We start from the raw sequence: 17250 nt of genomic DNA on the forward strand, positions 1-17250 counted from the left end.
CCTCAAAACTGTGTTTTGAGCAACCTGCGGCTAGTTTCTTAGTTTGCTCCTTGATTTTCATTGAGTATAAGATAAAAGCAAAGGTCTAACAAGTGATGTAGCCCTTTTGAGTTATACAAGCAAATTACCATGAAAAAGCTGTTGTTGGAGCATTGAGCGCTTCTAACCATTGTTTATTTTTCGCAGGGCAAAGAGTTACGGATATACCTGCCATATCCAGACTGGTCATAAATGTTCCTGATTTTATAAAAGTAATAGTGACTCCTTCAATTTCTAAGAGTTGAAGAAGATCATTGATAAATATTCCCATTTCTAGGTTGGTAGTAGTGCCTAGATTATTTACAAGCAATATAAATTGATCCCCATGTTTCCAATGATAGTGCAATCTTAATTTATTTATAATTTCATTTGCAAGGATTTCCGATGATTGAAATGGGACGATACGATAGCCTTCTTCGCCATGTATCCCAATACCATAAGAAATATTTCCTTCTTCCAAGTTAAATAGTGGAAGGGTGGCTTGGGGGAGACTAGCAGCTTTCCTTGCAAAGCCAATTGTTGCGATTTCGGGAGCAAGTTCATAACCTAAATCAGTTAGTTGCTCGATGTCAGCACCGTTCTGAGCCGCATATCCTAGGATTTTATGAAGTAAAATAGTCCCTGCAAGCCCTCTTCCTCTAATTTGAAATCTATTGTGAGGTTCAATAGAAATATCGTCGTGTGCTAGACTATAGCCGACCTTAATTCCTTCTTGTCTAGCAGTATTAATGGCCCAGCTAAATTCTTTGATGTCTGCTTCGAAATTTTTTACAATGATGAAGACACCGTGACCATTGTTTAAAAAACGAATGGACTCTAAGATTTCAGTTCTTGTAGGAGGAGTAAATAATTGGCCATAGATAGCAGCGGTAAGCATTCCTTTTCCTACATATCCAATATGCGCAGGTTCGTGACCGGAACCTCCACCCGACAATATTGGAATCTGATGAGGGTTGCGATTTTTTTGATAGACTAGTGGTAAAGTAGGGTGTTTTTCTAATTCAGGATGACTGCTGACAGTTGCTGAAATGTAACTTGAAATAATTTTCTGTTTATGATTTGAAATAAATGTCATTGTGGCCTCTTTCCAATAATTGTCATGATGAGATAGCCTGGTTGTGGAACTGGACTTTTTTTATTGACGCAAGCCTTCACGATTTCTGCTAGAGCATGTGAGTGATAATCTAGCAAAAAACAAGTATAAGCAGATGAATCGCTATCAATCTGACCATATTCTCTTAAAATTTTTGATACAAGCAAGCGACAGTAGCTGATAAAGTGGTCATAGAAGTTATTTTGCCCTTGAATATCAAAAAGTTGAATATAAAAATCACGCTCTTGTTCGAAATAAAGAAATAATTCTTGTAATAGTTTTTGGCCTGAAATGAAGTCCAAGTTATTGGTGATATACTCGGTTAAGTCAGTTTCAAATATCCAGTCTAACAGTTCATATTTGTCAAGAAAGTGATTGTAAAAGGTCTGTCTACGAATGCCAGCTGATTCCATGATATCTACAATGGAGATTTTATCAAATTCTCTAGTAGCTAATAGGTCTCTAAATGCCTTGGCAATCCGTTTTTTTGTAATGAGTGATGATGCCATAGGAAGCCTTTCTTTTACTTCCTTCATTTTACCAAAAAAATGTTTGAAACGGGTTTAAAAGGGGACAAATAATAGAATCTGTCCCTTATCATCCAGCAATAAAAAGTATATAATGAAATCGAAAACAAAGATACATGCCGAAAGGAGTTTCTCATGAAAAAAATTATAAATGAACCGACACAAGTTGTTGATGAAATGTTGCAGGGGTTGTCATTCATGCATGATGACTTGGTTCAACGCTTAGATGGTTTTGATGTTATCGTTAGAAAGGCAGAAAAGACAGGAAAAGTTGGACTCATTTCAGGTGGAGGTTCAGGACATGAACCCAGTCATGCTGGATTTGTAGGAGATGGAATGTTGTCTGCTGCCATTTGTGGAGCAGTCTTCACTTCACCTACTCCGGACCAAATTTTAGAAGCCATCAAGGCAGCTGATGAAGGTGCTGGAGTTTTCATGGTCATCAAGAACTATTCTGGTGACATTATGAACTTTGAAATTGCACAAGAACTTGCTGAAATGGAAGGTATTGATGTAGCAAGCGTTGTGGTTGATGATGATATCGCTGTTGAAAATAGTCTCTATACCCAAGGGCGTCGAGGTGTTGCAGGTACTATATTAGTCCATAAAATTTTGGGGGCTGCAGCTCGTTCTGGTAAATCATTATCTGAAATGAAGGACTTGGCCGATAAACTTGTCTTAGAAATTAAAACAATTGGGCTAGCCCTGTCTGGAGCAACCGTTCCTGAGGTTGGGAAACCAGGATTTATTCTGGAAGATGATGAATTTGAATATGGAGTTGGTATTCATGGTGAGCCAGGATATAAGAAAGAGAAAATGCAACCTTCAGCACAATTAGCCTCAGAATTGGTTGAAAAACTATCTGAAGGTTTCCAACTTAAAGCTGGTGAACGCTATGGGCTTCTCATCAATGGTTTAGGAAGTACCCCTCTTATGGAGCAATACGTATTTGCAAATGATGTGGCTAAATTGCTCCATGAAAAAGGTGTTGAGTTGGCGTTTAAGAAAATTGGAAACTATATGACTTCAATCGATATGGCTGGTTTGTCATTAACATTGATTCGATTGGCAGATGATGAGTGGTTGGCTGCTCTAAATGCACCTGTTACTACACCAGCTTGGTAAAATTCAAGGAGGAAATGTCGCATGAATGCTGAACAAGCTCTTGAATGGATGAAGCTTTTTAATGAAAAGATTCAAGAACAGAAAGATTACCTTAGTGAGTTAGACACTCCGATAGGAGATGGAGACCACGGTGGAAATATGGCGCGTGGCATGGCTGCAGTTATGGAAAACTTAGAAGGAAAGCAATTTGAAACCAGCAGTGATGTGTTTAAACTTGTCTCAATGCAACTACTGAGTAAAGTAGGCGGTGCTTCTGGTCCTCTGTATGGCTCTGCTTTTATGGGCATGGCCAAGGCTGATTCTAATTCGAAAATAGAGGAAATCTTACAAAGCGGTTTGGATATGATTGTCAAACGTGGAAAAGCAGAAGTTGGAGAAAAGACAATGGTTGACGTTTGGACTCCTGTTATTGCTGCTTTGTCTGCTGGTCAATTGACTCAAGAGGTTATTGATAAGGTAGTGAATGCTACCAAAGATTTACTTGCAACTAAAGGAAGGGCGTCTTATGTAGGAGAACGTTCTCTTGGACATATTGATCCTGGATCATTCTCATCAGGATTACTCTTTACTGCTCTTTTAGAAACTGGGGTGGTTTAATGGGAAGTATTGGTCTTGTTATCGTTTCACATTCCAAAAACATTGCAGAAGGTGTCGTTGAACTGATTAGTGAAGTAGCTAAAGATGTTCCGATTACTTATGTAGGAGGAACCGAAGATGGAGGAATTGGAACAAGTTTTGATCAAGTAGATAGGGTTGTTTCCGAAAATCCAGCAGATACCTTATTAGCCTTTTTTGACCTGGGTTCTGCTAAAATGAACTTAGAAATGGTGGCTGATTTCAGTGATAAAAGTATCATGATCAATAGGGTTCCAATTGTAGAAGGTGCTTATACTGCAGCTGCTCTTCTTCAGGCTGGTGCAGAACTGTCAGTTATTCAAACACAGTTGTCTGAGCTTGAAATCAATAAATAAGGAATTTTACTATAACACTTTTTATAGGTGGGCTATTGATTATCTCAACTATCAAATTTTAAGTAAATAAAAAGGGATTGCTTTGGGCAGTTCCTTTTTATTTTAACAAGAGTAAACCTATAGTGTTTCTAAATTGTGAATCATTCAAAACTGATTGTGATGAGACTATTCTAGCTTTAGAATCCTTCAAAAATTAAAGTTTAAGGCAATCAATTACTTAGAAGAGTACGAAAACATTTAGTTTATAGGAATTCTAGACCTAGAATCACATGGATATTTATGAAGTTAGGGTATTCGATAGTTAGGATTGTTCTATTCTGAACGATTTGGGTTGTCAATCTTCTAGAATAGTAGTTTGCCAATGAATTTTGTTGAAAGATTCCTTGTTTTATGGTAGTCTAAAGTAAAAGAAAGCCCTACCATTATATTTGTATCTTTAATCTGACTTGGTTTAGGTCTAGAAGAGGGATAGATATTTTGGGTTTCCAAATAATAATAATAATATTTTCACTTGCAAAAAATGTATTTCGACTTTATCTAATGTAGAAGAAAGAAATATCATGAAACGTTTATGACTTGTTGGAAAGAGAATGTGAACTAAAAATAGATTTAGGAGTAGGTAGATGAGTAGTTTAGAGTCAATTCGTAAAGCGCATATCATCGTGTGGGGTGCCTATCTATTTTTATCATTAAGGGCGCCGCTAATTAGCAGCACAGAGTATTTCTTGCTTATTTTTTTAGCGTTTCTCTATTCAATAGTATCGCTACCTATATACTCTGTGAAGAATAAAATAGTATCTATTTGTCTGGCTATAAACTCAATTCTGTTAATGATTTTCCCGATTTTTATTAATAAATATTTCTCAGGAAACGTTTCTACTTATATCGTATTAATCAGTATTTTTATCCTGGAGTTCTTAATCTTTAATAAAATTGGTAGAGATTTTGATACTAGATTAGCTAGCGAGTATAGGAAAATCAGTCAGTTTAAAAGTAAGATGTCTCAATCTCCTTGGATAAAATATTTAGAGATTTCTAGTTTTATATTAACTATATTTCCATTTATTCTTCATGGTACAGTTGATAATCGTGTATTGGCTCTTATCTTTTTGATAAAAATTTGTGTAGATACTACGATAAAGGTTCTATTAAACAGAATTTTTAAGACAAGTAAGGTAATGAAAAGGAGGATATTTTCTCTTTTTGTACTAGATTTGATTGTCTATTTATTTTTAGGTTATGTTTTAGTGATACAAAAAGACGAATATCTGTTTTCAATTCTACTAATTTTTTCTAATTTCTCACTTCCCTTTATCAGAGAAAAAGAGTATGAATTATTTAAAAATAAGAAGTGAGATAGATATGGTTAAATCTTAGTTCTCTTTAAAATCAAATCAGGTAGAGAAAGGGTATTTTATCTAGGTAACAAAGTGCTTTAAACGCAGTCAACGATTACTGATTAGAGAACTATCCTAACCATGCAACGTTAAAGAGGAGAAATCTTATGAAACTCGTATTACCAAATAATTATGCTGCTATTGAGTAAGAAGAGATGAGGTGTCTTGATGGGGGATTATCCCTACATAAAGACGGGGGAATGTTACAGTAAACATAGCCACTGCTTATTTTATGGGGAATTAAATATGTTTAAACTAAGTGATAGAGTCAGAGTGGTCTTTGCTCTTTTAGGAGCAAGTTCCATATTAGTCAGCATGTATCTTATACCTTTTATTAAAACTGAGAATAAATTTTGGGAAATACTTTTATTTATATTAGGTGTATTGCTAATTGGAATTGCGTTACTAAATCCCCCAAAAAATTAAATTTTGGAAATAGAATTAGTGAGTAGGTAATCATTTATTGATTGGATTTTTAATGCTATTGATGAATGGGATGGAAAAAGTGACAATAAATTAAGAACAGGATGATAGCATTATGATGGTTGTTTTAATTTTGATGGTTGTGGTGTTTCTGTATTATGTAATTACAGAGTATTTTCAGAATGGTTATATTGACTGTATACTATTTCTAACATTGCTGATTTCTCATTTGATATGGAATTACTATTTTTTGCCCATTGAAGTCTTAGTAGCATTAAGTGGAGTAAATTTGTTGTCAAGATTTTTCAAAAAAATGAGAAGTCAATAGATTTGTTAGTGGATTATAAAGATGAAAGGTAAAATTGGGATATTTTAAATGAAACATTTTTTTGCTGGTATCGGAGAGATAAGATTTAGTAGTTATCTATTGTCTCTATGTGTAGGATTAGCCCCTCTTTTTTATATATATGTCATAGGTTTGGAAATGAGTTTTGTGAAGATAGTATTATCTATTTTGGGAGTCATATTTGTATGTATTTTAACTATTGCTCGAATTTATAGAAGATTTCTCTATAATAAAAATAAACTTGACTAGAATAGTATGAATTAGTTAATCAATTGGAACGATTATTCTTTGTGATACTATACCACTTTTAAGTTTTTACATTAAACAGCTGGCTGAAGTGAAAGTTGTTTATCTTAGAAAGGAAAACACCAAATTGTCCTACAAATTTCTACTCTTCGACCTCGACCACACCTTACTTGATTTTGATGCTGCTGAGGATGTGGCTTTGACACAACTTCTAAAAGAAGAAGGGGTTGCAGATATTCAGGCTTATAAAGACTATTATGTCCCTATGAACAAGGCTCTCTGGAAGGACTTAGAGCAAAAGAAAATCAGTAAACCAGAGCTGGTTAACACGCGCTTTTCTCGTTTATTTGCTCATTTTGGACAGGGAAAAGACGGTAGTTTTCTAGCCCAGCGTTACCAGTTTTACCTATCCCAGCAAGGGCAAGCTTTTTCAGGTGCTCATGAACTTTTAGATAGTCTCATCGAGCGTGATTATGACTTATATGCTGCGACAAATGGGATTACTGCTATTCAGACGGGACGTTTGGCTCAATCTGGTCTGGCACCTTATTTTAATCAAGTCTTTATCTCTGAACAATTGCAAACACAAAAGCCTGATGCTCTCTTTTATGAAAAGATTGGCCAACAGATTGCTGGATTTAGCAAAGAAAAGACGCTGATGATTGGAGATTCCCTAACCGCCGACATTCAAGGTGGCAATAATGCTGGGATTGACACGATTTGGTACAATCCTCATCAACTCGAAAATCCCACACAAGCCCAGCCAACCTACGAAGTCCATTCTTACCGAGACTTGCTGGATTGTTTAGATAAACTGTAAAAAGTGGTTTAGAAAGCCACTTTTTGCTATAATAGAGGCAGTAAAAACGAAGGAGTTGGCTATGGAACACTCGTCTTGGCATGCTTTGATTAAGGCGCAATTACCTGAGGGTTATTTTGGGAAAATCAATCAGTTTATGGAGCAGGTCTATTCTCAGGGGACTATTTATCCGCCCAAAGAAAAGGTTTTTCAGGCTCTATTGACAACACCGCTTGAAGAGGTTAAGGTGGTGATTCTAGGGCAAGACCCCTATCACGGGCATGGTCAAGCGCAGGGCTTGAGTTTTTCCGTACCTGACTCTATCCCAGCTCCGCCATCCTTGCAAAATATCTTGAAAGAATTAGCAGATGACATCGGAGTTAAGAAATCTCATGATTTAACGTCTTGGGCTGAGCAAGGAGTCTTGCTTCTCAATGCTTGCTTGACGGTTCCTGCTGGGCAGGCCAATGGTCATGCTGGGCAGATATGGGAGCCTTTTACGGATGCTGTGATTCAGGTGGTTAATCATTTAGATAGACCAGTTGTTTTTGTACTCTGGGGAGCTTATGCACGCAAGAAGAAGACCTTGGTTACCAATCCTAACCACTTGATTATTGAATCAGCCCATCCCAGTCCTTTGTCAGTTTATAGAGGATTTTGGGGTTCCAACCCTTTTTCCAAGGCCAATGCATTTTTAAAAGAGACTGGACAAGAGCCAATCGATTGGCTTAGATAAGGAGAAAATATGCCTCAGTTAGCGACGATTTGCTACATTGATAACGGGAAAGAACTGCTCATGCTCCACCGTAATAAGAAACCCAATGATGTCCATGAAGGGAAATGGATTGGTGTGGGTGGCAAGCTAGAGCGTGGTGAGACTCCTCAGGAATGCGCGGCGCGTGAAATCCTTGAAGAAACAGGACTCAAAGCCAAGCCAGTTCTAAAAGGTGTTATCACTTTTCCTGAATTTACACCAGATTTAGACTGGTACACCTATGTTTTTAAGGTGACAGAGTTTGAGGGTGACTTGATTGACTGCAACGAGGGAACGCTAGAATGGGTTCCCTATGATGAGGTTTTGAGTAAGCCAACTTGGGAAGGTGACCATATCTTTGTTAAGTGGCTTTTAGAGGATAAACCCTTCTTTTCAGCCAAGTTTGTTTATGATGGGGATAAATTGTTGGATACCCAAGTTGATTTCTATGAATAAAGGAGAAAGCATATGCTACTAATCAAAAATGGTCGTGTAATGGATCCCAAGTCTAGTTTGGATCAAGTGTGTGATGTTTTAGTTCAAGATGGGAAAATTGTCAAAATTGCGTCTGAGATCACGGAAGAAGGAGCAGAAACGATTGATGCTAGTGGTCTAGTAGTTGCTCCTGGCTTGGTTGACATTCACGTTCATTTCCGTGAACCTGGTCAAACTCATAAAGAAGACATTCATACTGGTGCCCTAGCAGCCGCTGCAGGTGGTTTTACAACGGTTGTTATGATGGCTAATACCAGTCCAACTATCTCGGATGTAGAGACTTTAAAAGAAGTTCTGGATTCAGCTGCCAAAGAAAAGATTAATGTTAAGACGGTTGCGACCATTACTAAAAACTTTAATGGCCAAGATTTGACAGACTTTCAGGCACTTTTAGCAGCTGGTGCGGTTGGTTTCTCAGACGACGGTATTCCGCTTGAAAGCAGTAAAGTTGTCAAGGAAGCTATGGAAGAAGCTAAAAAGCTTAATACCTTTATTAGTCTTCATGAGGAAGATCCAGGTTTGAATGGGATTCTTGGCTTTAATGAAAATATCGCTAAAGAACATTTCCATATCTGCGGTGCGACTGGGGTGGCTGAGTATGCTATGATGGCGCGTGATGTCATGATTGCCTATGCAACTAAGGCCCATGTTCACATCCAGCATTTGTCTAAGGAAGAAAGTGTTAAAGTAGTGGAGTTTGCTCAGGAGCTAGGTGCGCAAGTCACAGCAGAAGTAGCGCCACAGCATTTTTCTAAGACTGAATCGCTCCTTTTGACACAAGGTAGCAATGCTAAGATGAATCCTCCACTTCGTTTGGAATCAGACCGTCGTGCCGTTATCGAAGGCCTCAAATCAGGCGTCATCACAGTTATCGCAACTGACCATGCGCCTCATCATGCAGATGAGAAAAACATTGAGGATATTACCAAAGCGCCATCTGGTATGACTGGTTTGGAAACATCTCTTTCCCTCGGTTTAACTTATTTGGTAGAAGCTGGGGAATTGACCTTGATGGAATTGCTTGAAAAGATGACCTACAACCCAGCCAAGCTTTACAATTTTGAAGCTGGTTATTTGGCTGAGAATGGTCCAGCGGACATCACTATTTTTGATTCTAATGCTGACCGCCTTGTGGACTCCCATTTTGCTTCCAAAGCGACTAATTCACCCTTTATCGGTGAAACCTTAAAAGGGCAGGTTAAATATACCATCTGTAAGGGACAAATTGTCTATCAAGCTTGATAGGAGTTAGAATATGAATTATTTTCGAAAACGTAGGGAGAGACAAGCGAAATCTAATAGTGGAATTTACTGTCCCGCAGCTAATCGTTCTAAAATTCAATATGAAACTAAAGAAAAAGCTGACCATGCGGTTCAATATGATAATGGAGGTTTAGTTAGAAGCTATTATTGTCGTACATGTGCGTGTTGGCATACTACTTCAAAATCTAATAATCCTCCGCTAAGTTTGAAAAACTATGGTCTGAAACTCTTTGGTTTAGATAAATCAGAATAGAAAGAGAAGTATGTATAAGACAAAGTGTTTACAAGAGAAGTTAGTATTATTTTTAAAAATTTTCTTCCCAATCCTAATCTACCAATTTGCCAATTATTCTGCCTCTTTTGTTGACACTGCAATGACAGGCCAATACAATACCATGGACTTGGCTGGTGTGTCTATGGCGACCAGTATCTGGAATCCTTTTTTTACATTCCTAACAGGGATTGTGTCAGCCCTGGTGCCTATCATTGGTCACCATCTTGGTAGTGGTAAAAAGGAAGAAGTTGCGTCTGATTTTTACCAATTTATCTATTTGGCTTTGGGACTATCTGTGGTCTTGCTGGGGATGGTAATTTTCCTGGCACCACCAATCTTGAATCATCTTGGACTAGAAGCACCAGTGGCGGCAGTAGCAGTTCGTTATCTCTGGTTTTTATCTATTGGAATTATCCCCTTGTTGCTCTTTAGTGTCATTCGTTCCTTGCTGGATTCGCTGGGGTTGACTAAGTTGTCCATGTATCTCATGCTTTTGTTGCTTCCTCTCAATAGTGGATTTAACTATCTCTTGATTTACGGGGCCTTTGGTGTTCCAGAACTGGGAGGTGCTGGTGCTGGTTTAGGAACATCCTTGGCCTACTGGGTCTTGCTGGGGATTTCTGTTCTGGTTCTATTTAAACAGGAGAAGCTCAAGGCTCTACATCTTGAGAAACGAATTCCGCTTAATATGGATAAAATCAAGGAAGGAGTTCGTTTAGGTCTGCCTATTGGGGGGACTGTATTTGCTGAGGTGGCTATCTTTTCCGTGGTTGGCTTGATTATGGCTAAGTTCTCGTCCTTGATTATCGCTAGTCACCAGTCAGCTATGAACTTTTCAAGTCTCATGTACGCCTTTCCTATGAGTATCTCATCTGCTATGGCTATTGTCGTTTCCTATGAAGTGGGAGCCAAGCGATTTGATGATGCGAAAACCTATATTGGTCTAGGAAGATGGACAGCCCTCATTTTTGCGGTCTTCACCTTATCCTTCCTTTACATTTTTAGGGGAAGTGTGGCTAGTCTTTATGGTAACAACCCAGAATTTATCGATTTGACAGCACGTTTTTTGACTTACAGTCTTTTCTTCCAGTTAGCAGATACCTTTGCAGCACCTCTTCAGGGAATTTTACGGGGGTATAAGGATACCGTTATTCCTTTTTACCTTGGTTTGGTTGGTTATTGGGGGGTGACACTCCCAGTAGCTATGGTATTCGACTCTCTAACAGATTTTGGAGCTTATTCTTACTGGATTGGTTTGATTATTAGTTTAATCGTGAGCGGGGCTCTCTACCGTTGGCGTTTAACTGCGATTATGAAGAGATTTGAATCCAGAAAAGCTTGATTTTTAAAATTCCTACAAGCAAAAATATCCTTCCTTATCTGCATTATTTTTGCTATAGTTAAATTAGTAGTAGGCAAATGAGAATTTCAAAAATATAGAAACAATTGATATTCCACGCTACTTTACTGGTATCAGATATCAAGAAAAGAAGTTGCTTATTTTTAGCAGCTTCTTTTCTTGATAAAAATTTTACATAAGTTATATTACGTAAAATTATAAACTATCCAAGGCATTCTTTTGTTCATCATTGACGATATGAGTATAGAGGTCAGTGACTTGTGTACTGGCATGTCCTAGCTGGTGACTGACCAAAACTTGCGATTTAGTAGCATCATAGAGCCTAGTTGCTAGGGTATGGCGCAGTTTATGGGGTGTTACACGGACTTTGAAGTCCTCTGAGTATTTAGCAACCATTTTCTCAACGCTGGAAGCGTCAATACGATTGGGAACACCTCTATAGAGTGTCAAAAAGAGGGCTGTGTCTGTTTTTTCCGTCTTATAGCGTTGATTTCGAATGGCCAGATAATTCTCTAAATAAGGCTTAGCAAAGGCAGCAACATTGACCGAATCGCGTTTGCCACCTTTTCGAGTGACATCAATAACCATCATTTTTAGATTGAGATCTCTTAAATCCAGATTAACAGCTTCAGATAAGCGAACACCCGATGCCAAGAGAAGGGCAATAATGGCTAAATCTCGTTCTTTATTTTTGTTGAATGATGAGAGAGCTCGATTTGAAAGCTGTTGTGGGTACTCTTGGTCAATATAAGTTAGAAAACCTTCTGTTTCATCACCTAAAAAGAGTTTTTGCTTGATGTTTTCAGCTCTAGCAGCAAGTGTTTCTTTCTTTTTTTTGGTTGAAACTTTCTTCATTACATTACGATAGAAATAAGGTTCCCCTTGATCGTTTTCAACCTCCTCAGTCAAATACTTATAAAGACTAGAAAGTGCTGACAAGGTCCGATTGATGGTTGTCTGAGAAACACCTTGTTTGCTTGTATTGGCATTCAGCAAAGGACGTTCTCGAAGATAAAGGATAAAAGCCTCCATATCTTTCTTTGACATGTTTTCCAAGACAGATAAAGGAATATTAGACATTTTATCAGCGTTTGAGATACCAGACTCCAAAACCCAGCTGAAAAATCGATCATATTCCTTGAGGTATTCGTACAAGGTTGTAAAACTGTAAGGAACAGCAAGCTTAGATTGGTAGTATTCAAGAATATACCAGGGCATGATTTGTTTTAGTTTGTCGATTCGTTCCAGTAAAATCTCACGTTTCATGTATTTTCTCCATAAATAAGTCTATTAGTAGTATAGCATGGACTTATTTATTTTTCAAGAAAATTATAGTTTTTCGGAAAGATGTTATAGAGCTTTTTAAAAAAACTTAGACCTGTGTAATACGGATCTAAGTCTTTGGAGTTTCATTGTGAATCATTAGCTAGTGTTTTTTCTAGCTTCCAAATACTAAACCAGAATGAAATAGTTAACAGAATAAGGAAAATAAAAAAATCTCACCCACTAAAGTTCTGTTAATACTACATAACTGAAGAGCTATATAAGGGAGCTATGAGATACAAAGTGCACTGTATAATTGCTATTGTTTTCTTTTTCATGATTTTAATCTTACTGTACAGATTTGATACAGTAAACTCCTTTCTAGCTTTATGCTTTATCATTTCTAACTTAATTATAGTCTTATTTTTACCAAAGCTCAATTATTTATATGTAAAATTCCTCATCAGTAAAAAATAACCGACCTCATTGCTGAGAATCGGTTTTCTAAATAAATCAAGTCAGTTGTTTGCATAATATAAATTATGTAAACAAACTCTACAACAACAAATCTTTGACTTTCCCAATTTCGCTTTTTGGAATAACCAGGTGAATCATATCACCCAGATACATTCTGGTTGAGCCGTTAACTGTTTGGCTCTTTCCATTATGGACTTGGGTAGTGATGAGGACGTTGTGTGGTAAGTTGAGTTCGTGTACTTGTTTTCCAGCAATCTTATCAGAAACTGGTATTTCGATAAGGGTAACTTCTCCTTCACTGGATACTTCTTCTGGAAGCATTTTTTCCAGCATGGCTTCATAGACTGGTGTACCCTTGAGCAAATCCATGATAATATAAGAAACAAGAGTGACAAGACCAAGTGGCATGAGGTTGCGAATATCTCCTACCATCTCAGTTACGAGGATCATGGCAGTTAAGGGAGCTTTTGATATTGCTCCAAAATAGCCACTCATTCCTAGAATGACAAATATAGGGAATTGCTCTTGACTGACAAGTCCAAGATTGACGCAGATAACACCAACTAGGGCACCAAGTAAGGAACCAAGCGCCAAAATTGGTAGGAAAATGCCTCCTGGAAGACCACTTCCATAACTAATCATGCTCCAGATAAAGCGAATTAAAAAGTAAGCTAATAGAACTTGGAAACTAAAATCTTGCTCAGTTAAGGAAAGAACAAGCTGATTTCCACCACCAAGGACGTGGGGTAAAAAAATTCCGACTGGTATGATGAGAATAAAAGCAAGAATTGGATAATAAGCTCTATCCAAATGGATTTTTTGACCAATCCAATCATAAAGTCTACCGACATCGAGCACAGCTTTTTCATAGAGAAAACCGGAAAATCCAAGGAAAATTCCCATCACAAGATAAATCCAGTATTGATCTAGGGTCATGAGAGGAATGTTATCTGGCATATCCAATACTGGTGTCAAACCGAACATGAGCAGAGACACAAAGTTTGCTACGATGCTGGCTGCTAGTGTAGAAACCCAGAAAAAGCGCGAAAAATGGTGATAAACTTCTTCTACTACAAAGAGGAGGCCTGCTATTGGTGCATTAAAGGCTGCGGCTAAACCTGCTGCAGCTCCACTGGCAATTAAGGAACGTTCCTCTACTGGACTGGATTTGAGCCACTTGGCAATTCCTTTACCACCAACTGCTCCCAGTTGGATACTTGGCCCTTCACGCCCCAGCATAAGGCCGCTGGCAATAGCAAGCATTCCTAGCACATATTTTTTCCAAAGAACGCCCCACCAGTTGAGGGACATGAGGCCTTTCAGTTCGGCTTCGACTTGCGGAATTCCTGAGCCTTTGATATCTTTTTCTGATCGAGTTAATTTAGCACTGAGCCAACAGATGAGTATATAAAACAAAACCAGTACAAAAAGATTGCGCACTAGGTGCTCTTGATCTTGATAAAGTCCTTGTATCAGGTGGAAGCCCTTTTCAATTAAGAAACGAAAGGATCCGACGATAATTCCAACGACGAGGCCGACAATGATTCCTCGACCAACTTGGGATAGGATAGTGCTGGATGCAAAGGCGAATTCTTTCTTAGAACGGACTATTTCCGACTGTTCCTCCATGGTATTTCCTTTCAATTAACTTTCTTTTTTACCTAAAACCAGTGATTTAACAGGTTCAAAGCTGGTTCGGTGAATTGGGGTAACTCCTAGTTTTTCGAGTCCTTCTAGGTGTTTAGCAGTTCCATATCCTGCATTAGTAGCGAAATCATAGCCAGGAAACCGCTGATCGTATTCCTTCATCAATTCATCACGGGTCACCTTGGCTACTATAGAAGCTGCTGCGATAGCGAGGGAATTAGCATCACCTTTGATGATGGAGGTTTGTGAAATGGGCAACTCCAGTTTCATGGCATCTATCAAAAGGTGCTCAGGTTGAGGACTGAGCTGGGAGATTGCTTCCTGCATGGCCAGTTTAGTTGCTCCGTAGATATTGACTTGGTCGATGACCTGATTATCCATGATACCAACGCCAATTGACAAGGCTTGGTCTTGAACTGCTTGGAAAATCTCCAGATGTTTCTTTTTAGGAATTTTCTTGCTGTCATTGAGGCCTCTAATCTTACAATTTTGAGGTAAAATAACGGCTGCAGCGACTACTGGCCCAGCCAGAGGACCTCGGCCGACCTCGTCAACACCTGCTATCAAGATCAATCCTTGCTTGTAAAGTTCCTTTTCATAGGAAAGCATAGATTCCAAACGCAAATTTTCATCCAATTCAGCCTGAATGGCTTTTTTACGCTTGCTAATTTCTTTTTGAACTCCAGAGCGATTATCCTTTTCAAGATCTAAAAAAATAGGGCTTTCTAACTCCTTGACTGTCACAAGGAGTTCTTTGATTTCTTTAATCGTTGCCATCGAGGTCTTCCAATGTATCTAAGGTATAGTTACCGAGTTTGCCATCACGGACTTCCTTCACGAAGAGACTGTAAAAACGGTCATAGTCATCACGGAAACCGAGGGCGCGGGTCATATCCATAATAATCACAGGCGCTTCTTCTTCAATTTTCATTTGTTTGAAGCGTTCAGCCAGCTTTTCTGGATAATGTTCTTTGAAATAATTGATACCAAAAATGGTAACCTCATCCATAGGAAGCAACTGATCCTTGATAGCTCCAGTCAATGCCAACTTAAGTGCAACAGTTTCATCCTCAAACTTAGGCCAGAGAATCCCCGGTGTATCCAAGATTTCCAGATCTTTATTGGTTTTAAGCCATTGTTGACCTTTTGTGACCCCTGGCTTGTTTCCAACAACAGCAATCTTTTTACCAGCCAAACGGTTCATCAGAGTTGATTTACCAGCGTTTGGAATCCCGATAATCATGGTACGCAAGGTTTCAATCTGAATCCCACGTTCTTTCTGGCGAGCAATCTTATCAGCCATGAGCTTTTTGGCCGCATCTGTTACAACTTTTACAGTCACTTGCTCTTTGGAATTGATAGTCAGCGTCTGGATTCCCTGTGATTCAAAATACTGACGCCATTCCTTGGTCATTGCTGGATCAGCCAAGTCGGCCTTGTTTAAAATCAAGAGTTTTGGTTTATCACCAACAATCTTGGTCAACATAGGATTTTGACTAGATAGAGGTAAGCGTGCATCAACTAAAATCGTCACAAAATCAACAAATTTTAAATTTTCCTGAACCTGTCGACGCGCTTTAGACATGTGACCAGGAAACCATTGAATAGTAGCCATTGAGTTTTTTTCCTTTCGTAGCAAGGGTTTAGATCCCCTATTTTATTTTACTATCGTTTGAACATATAGAGTTTTAAAATGAATGATGTCCAAACACCTCTTGTTTTATGACATAAAAATCTACCTTATATTATATCATGCCTTCTTTATTTTGTCCGATGATAGCCTTTCAGGTACCCTATATATAGTAGATTAAAACAAGATGTGAACAAATCGATTAGGAAAGTCAAATTAATTTCTAGAAATATTTTAACATCTATAACGTACTATTCTAAAGTCAGTGCGTCATAACAAGGTATCGTATCTATCCTAATTCCCCACCTTCCAGTATACTAGATAAAAAATAATTATCGGAGGAAAGGTATTGTACTATGATGATTCAACTAAGTGATTTAGGTCAAGTTCACCTTGTTTGTGGGAAAACGGATATGAGACAAGGCATTGATTCACTGGCTTATCTCATTAAAACCCACTTTGAATTGGATCCTTTCTCAGGTCAAGTCTTTCTCTTTTGTGGTGGACGTAAAGACCGCTTTAAAGCCCTTTACTGGGATGGTCAAGGATTTTGGCTACTATATAAACGCTTTGAGAACGGTAAGTTGACTTGGCCAAGTACAGAAAAGGATGTCAAAGCTCTCACACCTGAACAAGTAGACTGGCTGATGAAGGGCTTTTCTATCACTCCCAAAATAAATTCATCAGAAAGTCGTGATTTCTATTGAAAGACGGACATCTGGTCCTTTCCAATAATCTAGCTGAACGCACCATTAAATCATTGGTTATGGGACGGAGTAAAAGAGTCCAGTGGACTCTTTTAGCCTAAGCTCAGTTTTAACAGGCGAGGGTGGTTGTTTTCTCAAAGTTTTGAAGGAGCTAAAGAAAGAGCTATTATTATGAGCTTGTTGGAAACAGCTAAACGTCATCAACTAAATAGTGAAAAATATCTATCCTATCTTCTAGAATGTCTTCCAAACGAGGAAACTCTCGTAAACAAAGAGGTTTTAGAGGCTTATTTACCATGGACTAAAGTTGTACAAGAAAAGTGCAAATAAGAAATCTCCAGATTAGGAACTATCCGTGAGTTCTCTAGTCTGGAGATTTTTCAATATACTTCGTTATTGGGCGGTTACGGTGCA

General features: G+C 38.2%; 20 protein-coding genes and 1 pseudogene. 15 read left to right on the forward strand and 6 right to left on the reverse strand.

Annotation, left to right across the window (positions count from 1 at the left end):
• Nucleotides 1-124 precede the first annotated feature (124 nt).
• A complete protein-coding gene (dhaQ, locus tag HT687_RS02100; RefSeq protein ID WP_138701191.1) occupies nucleotides 125-1114 on the reverse strand; it encodes a DhaKLM operon coactivator DhaQ in 990 nt (329 codons plus the stop codon).
• Complete coding sequence (gene dhaS / locus HT687_RS02105) at nucleotides 1111-1641, reverse strand: dihydroxyacetone kinase transcriptional activator DhaS (protein WP_023941213.1); 531 nt, start codon at nucleotides 1639-1641, stop codon at nucleotides 1111-1113. Before dhaS ends, dhaQ begins: the two co-directional genes overlap by 4 nt.
• A gap of 153 nt (nucleotides 1642-1794) precedes the next feature.
• Between dhaS and dhaK the strand changes: the two genes are divergently transcribed.
• From dhaK to pdrM, 13 genes are all read left to right on the forward strand, one after another.
• Nucleotides 1795-2784: a dihydroxyacetone kinase subunit DhaK gene (gene dhaK / locus HT687_RS02110; RefSeq protein WP_138701192.1), complete on the forward strand. Its 990-nt coding sequence runs from the start codon at nucleotides 1795-1797 to the stop codon at nucleotides 2782-2784.
• A 21-nt stretch (nucleotides 2785-2805) separates the two neighbouring features.
• Complete coding sequence (dhaL, locus tag HT687_RS02115; protein WP_000990807.1) at nucleotides 2806-3381, forward strand: dihydroxyacetone kinase subunit DhaL; 576 nt, start codon at nucleotides 2806-2808, stop codon at nucleotides 3379-3381.
• Nucleotides 3381-3755: a dihydroxyacetone kinase phosphoryl donor subunit DhaM gene (gene dhaM, locus HT687_RS02120; RefSeq protein WP_050208301.1), complete on the forward strand. Its 375-nt coding sequence runs from the start codon at nucleotides 3381-3383 to the stop codon at nucleotides 3753-3755. Before dhaL ends, dhaM begins: the two co-directional genes overlap by 1 nt.
• A 623-nt stretch (nucleotides 3756-4378) precedes the next feature.
• Nucleotides 4379-5110 carry a hypothetical protein gene (locus HT687_RS02125; protein ID WP_054393039.1) on the forward strand — a complete coding sequence of 244 codons (732 nt, stop codon included), beginning with the start codon at nucleotides 4379-4381 and terminating at the stop codon, nucleotides 5108-5110.
• Nucleotides 5111-5398: 288 nt separating this feature from the next.
• Nucleotides 5399-5578, forward strand: a complete 180-nt coding sequence (locus HT687_RS12290) for a hypothetical protein (protein WP_050208323.1) — start codon at nucleotides 5399-5401, stop codon at nucleotides 5576-5578.
• 112 nt (nucleotides 5579-5690) lie between these two features.
• A complete protein-coding gene (locus HT687_RS11740) occupies nucleotides 5691-5903 on the forward strand; it encodes a hypothetical protein (RefSeq protein WP_054393038.1) in 213 nt (70 codons plus the stop codon).
• Nucleotides 5904-5951: 48 nt separating this feature from the next.
• Nucleotides 5952-6170, forward strand: coding sequence for a hypothetical protein (locus tag HT687_RS11745; protein WP_078374344.1), 219 nt, complete (start codon nucleotides 5952-5954; stop codon nucleotides 6168-6170).
• A gap of 124 nt (nucleotides 6171-6294) precedes the next feature.
• The gene (locus tag HT687_RS02130) at nucleotides 6295-6987 is read left to right on the forward strand and encodes a YjjG family noncanonical pyrimidine nucleotidase (protein ID WP_054393037.1); all 693 of its coding nucleotides are present in this window, start codon (nucleotides 6295-6297) and stop codon (nucleotides 6985-6987) included.
• Between the two features lie 61 nt (nucleotides 6988-7048).
• Nucleotides 7049-7702, forward strand: a complete 654-nt coding sequence (locus HT687_RS02135) for a uracil-DNA glycosylase (protein WP_054393036.1) — start codon at nucleotides 7049-7051, stop codon at nucleotides 7700-7702.
• A 9-nt stretch (nucleotides 7703-7711) separates the two neighbouring features.
• Nucleotides 7712-8176 carry an 8-oxo-dGTP diphosphatase gene (locus tag HT687_RS02140; protein ID WP_023936889.1) on the forward strand — a complete coding sequence of 155 codons (465 nt, stop codon included), beginning with the start codon at nucleotides 7712-7714 and terminating at the stop codon, nucleotides 8174-8176.
• A gap of 12 nt (nucleotides 8177-8188) precedes the next feature.
• On the forward strand, nucleotides 8189-9457 hold the full coding sequence (locus tag HT687_RS02145) for a dihydroorotase (protein WP_023936887.1): 1269 nt from the start codon (nucleotides 8189-8191) through the stop codon (nucleotides 9455-9457).
• A gap of 13 nt (nucleotides 9458-9470) precedes the next feature.
• The gene (locus tag HT687_RS02150; protein WP_001105926.1) at nucleotides 9471-9731 is read left to right on the forward strand and encodes a hypothetical protein; all 261 of its coding nucleotides are present in this window, start codon (nucleotides 9471-9473) and stop codon (nucleotides 9729-9731) included.
• Between the two features lie 10 nt (nucleotides 9732-9741).
• Nucleotides 9742-11094, forward strand: a complete 1353-nt coding sequence (gene pdrM / locus HT687_RS02155) for a sodium-coupled multidrug efflux MATE transporter PdrM (RefSeq protein WP_031233691.1) — start codon at nucleotides 9742-9744, stop codon at nucleotides 11092-11094.
• A gap of 213 nt (nucleotides 11095-11307) precedes the next feature.
• Here the strand turns inward: pdrM and xerS are convergent, their stop codons facing one another.
• From xerS to ylqF, 4 genes are all read right to left on the reverse strand, one after another.
• On the reverse strand, nucleotides 11308-12378 hold the full coding sequence (gene xerS, locus HT687_RS02160) for a tyrosine recombinase XerS (protein ID WP_000817848.1): 1071 nt from the start codon (nucleotides 12376-12378) through the stop codon (nucleotides 11308-11310).
• Nucleotides 12379-12930: 552 nt separating this feature from the next.
• Entirely contained in the window at nucleotides 12931-14481 is a 1551-nt protein-coding gene (locus HT687_RS02165) for a ClC family H(+)/Cl(-) exchange transporter (protein ID WP_172924065.1), read from the reverse strand.
• A 15-nt stretch (nucleotides 14482-14496) separates the two neighbouring features.
• Entirely contained in the window at nucleotides 14497-15276 is a 780-nt protein-coding gene (locus HT687_RS02170; RefSeq protein WP_054388124.1) for a ribonuclease HII, read from the reverse strand.
• A complete protein-coding gene (gene ylqF / locus HT687_RS02175) occupies nucleotides 15263-16114 on the reverse strand; it encodes a ribosome biogenesis GTPase YlqF (protein WP_138701753.1) in 852 nt (283 codons plus the stop codon). The genes HT687_RS02170 and ylqF overlap by 14 nt, the downstream gene beginning before the upstream one ends.
• Nucleotides 16115-16485: 371 nt before the next feature.
• On the opposite strand from ylqF, the gene tnpB reads away from it, so the two are divergent.
• Entirely contained in the window at nucleotides 16486-16836 is a 351-nt protein-coding gene (tnpB, locus tag HT687_RS02180; RefSeq protein WP_166735859.1) for an IS66 family insertion sequence element accessory protein TnpB, read from the forward strand.
• Nucleotides 16833-17166 (forward strand): annotated as a pseudogene (locus HT687_RS11750) (transposase domain-containing protein); the annotation flags it as partial. The gene tnpB and the pseudogene HT687_RS11750, both read left to right, overlap by 4 nt.
• Between the last annotated feature and the right edge of the window lie 84 nt (nucleotides 17167-17250).

Origin of the sequence: Streptococcus sp. 1449, from assembly GCF_013276805.1 — a bacterium.
GTDB classification, from domain to species: Bacteria; Bacillota; Bacilli; order Lactobacillales; family Streptococcaceae; genus Streptococcus; species Streptococcus pseudopneumoniae.

Bases quoted from the DNA above. Each gene is read 5' to 3' on its own strand.
- dhaQ (WP_138701191.1), bottom strand. From the start codon at position 1,114: ATGACATTTATTTCAAATCATAAACAGAAAATTATTTCAAGTTACATT.
- dhaS (WP_023941213.1), bottom strand. From the start codon at position 1,641: ATGGCATCATCACTCATTACAAAAAAACGGATTGCCAAGGCATTTAGA.
- dhaK (WP_138701192.1), top strand. From the start codon at position 1,795: ATGAAAAAAATTATAAATGAACCGACACAAGTTGTTGATGAAATGTTG.
- dhaL (WP_000990807.1), top strand. From the start codon at position 2,806: ATGAATGCTGAACAAGCTCTTGAATGGATGAAGCTTTTTAATGAAAAG.
- dhaM (WP_050208301.1), top strand. From the start codon at position 3,381: ATGGGAAGTATTGGTCTTGTTATCGTTTCACATTCCAAAAACATTGCA.
- HT687_RS02125 (WP_054393039.1), top strand. From the start codon at position 4,379: ATGAGTAGTTTAGAGTCAATTCGTAAAGCGCATATCATCGTGTGGGGT.
- HT687_RS12290 (WP_050208323.1), top strand. From the start codon at position 5,399: ATGTTTAAACTAAGTGATAGAGTCAGAGTGGTCTTTGCTCTTTTAGGA.
- HT687_RS11740 (WP_054393038.1), top strand. From the start codon at position 5,691: ATGATGGTTGTTTTAATTTTGATGGTTGTGGTGTTTCTGTATTATGTA.
- HT687_RS11745 (WP_078374344.1), top strand. From the start codon at position 5,952: ATGAAACATTTTTTTGCTGGTATCGGAGAGATAAGATTTAGTAGTTAT.
- HT687_RS02135 (WP_054393036.1), top strand. From the start codon at position 7,049: ATGGAACACTCGTCTTGGCATGCTTTGATTAAGGCGCAATTACCTGAG.
- HT687_RS02140 (WP_023936889.1), top strand. From the start codon at position 7,712: ATGCCTCAGTTAGCGACGATTTGCTACATTGATAACGGGAAAGAACTG.
- HT687_RS02145 (WP_023936887.1), top strand. From the start codon at position 8,189: ATGCTACTAATCAAAAATGGTCGTGTAATGGATCCCAAGTCTAGTTTG.
- HT687_RS02150 (WP_001105926.1), top strand. From the start codon at position 9,471: ATGAATTATTTTCGAAAACGTAGGGAGAGACAAGCGAAATCTAATAGT.
- pdrM (WP_031233691.1), top strand. From the start codon at position 9,742: ATGTATAAGACAAAGTGTTTACAAGAGAAGTTAGTATTATTTTTAAAA.
- xerS (WP_000817848.1), bottom strand. From the start codon at position 12,378: ATGAAACGTGAGATTTTACTGGAACGAATCGACAAACTAAAACAAATC.
- HT687_RS02165 (WP_172924065.1), bottom strand. From the start codon at position 14,481: ATGGAGGAACAGTCGGAAATAGTCCGTTCTAAGAAAGAATTCGCCTTT.
- HT687_RS02170 (WP_054388124.1), bottom strand. From the start codon at position 15,276: ATGGCAACGATTAAAGAAATCAAAGAACTCCTTGTGACAGTCAAGGAG.
- ylqF (WP_138701753.1), bottom strand. From the start codon at position 16,114: ATGGCTACTATTCAATGGTTTCCTGGTCACATGTCTAAAGCGCGTCGA.
- tnpB (WP_166735859.1), top strand. From the start codon at position 16,486: ATGATGATTCAACTAAGTGATTTAGGTCAAGTTCACCTTGTTTGTGGG.